We start from the raw sequence: 1,229 nt of genomic DNA on the forward strand, positions 1-1,229 counted from the left end.
TGAATCGCCACGGATAATCTAGACACTTCTGAGCCGTTGATAATATAGGTTTTCATATTCAGCCGGTGGCATCTGCTCGCTCGAACCATGCCGACGCTTACTGTTATAAAACATTTCGATATAATCAAAAATATCGCTTCTGGCTTCGTCTCTCGTTCCGTAGATCCTTTTCTTAATCCGTTCGCGTTTCAGTAGCTGGAAAAAGCTTTCCGCAACCGCGTTGTCGTGGCAGTTACCGCGACGACTCATGCTGCCTTCCAGACCGTGTGATTTCAGGAACGACTGCCACTCATGGCTCGTGTACTGACTACCCTGATCAGAGTGAACCAGTACCTGCTTTTGAGGATTACGCCTCCACACCGCCATAAGTAATGCGTTCAGGACAATCTCTTTTGTCATGCGGGGTTGCATTGACCAGCCGATAACTTTTCGGGAGAACAGGTCAACCACCACGGCCAGATACAGCCAGCCTTCGTGAGTTCGGATGTAGGTTATGTCCGTCACCCAACGCTCATCCGGTGAGTCCGGATTGAACTGCCGCTGGAGCCTGTTGGGTGTCACGATACTGGCTTCGCCTTTACGTGCTCGTGGGCTACGGTACCCAACCTGAGCTTTTATTCCGGCACGCTTCATCAGCCGCCAGACCCGGTTCACTCCGCACTGCTGTCCGGTATCACGCAGATCGAGATGGATCTTGCGATAACCATAGACGCAGCCAGACTCAAGCCAGAACTGTTTGATTTGCCCGGTCAGCATCTGATCTGTCTGGTGACGCTGCGAATGTGGCTGCTGAAGCCAGAAATAAAATCCACTCGGATGGACATCCAGAACCCGACAGAGCAAACGAACAGGCCAGCAACGGCTGTTGTCGCGGATAAAGGCGTACCTCAGTCGGACAGCTTTGCGAAGTACGCCGCGGCTTTTTTTAATATGTCCCGTTCGTCCGTAACCCGCTTCAACTCTTTCTGAAGACGGCGGATCTCGGCCTGAGCATCTGACTGTTCATTATGAGTGGAAGAATCCGGGCCGTACTTCTTTATCCAGGCGTAAAGACTGTGAGTGGTGATATCGAGACGTGTTGCAACACTGGAAACAGAATGACCACGATCAACAACCTGTTTGACTGCTTCAATTTTAAACTCTTCAGGATAACGCTTACCGCTCATGGGCACCTCTCTTTAAGTCATCTTAAATGACTCTGAGGTGTCTGTTAAACCCGTGGCGATTCA

Annotated in this window: 1 protein-coding gene; it reads right to left on the bottom strand. The window is 50.7% G+C overall.

The annotated features are described in order from the left end of the window. Window positions 1–18 precede the first annotated feature (18 nt). Window positions 19–1,166 (bottom strand): IS3 family transposase gene (locus tag DFO52_RS23055; protein ID WP_095429518.1). Its coding sequence is split into 2 segments (ribosomal slippage): window positions 19–929 and window positions 929–1,166, totalling 1,149 coding nucleotides; the frame shifts between segments, so codons are not numbered across the junction. Window positions 1,167–1,229 lie beyond the last annotated feature (63 nt).

Source organism: Enterobacter sp. AG326 (assembly GCF_004362415.1).
In the GTDB taxonomy this organism is placed as follows: domain Bacteria; phylum Pseudomonadota; class Gammaproteobacteria; order Enterobacterales; family Enterobacteriaceae; genus Enterobacter; species Enterobacter asburiae.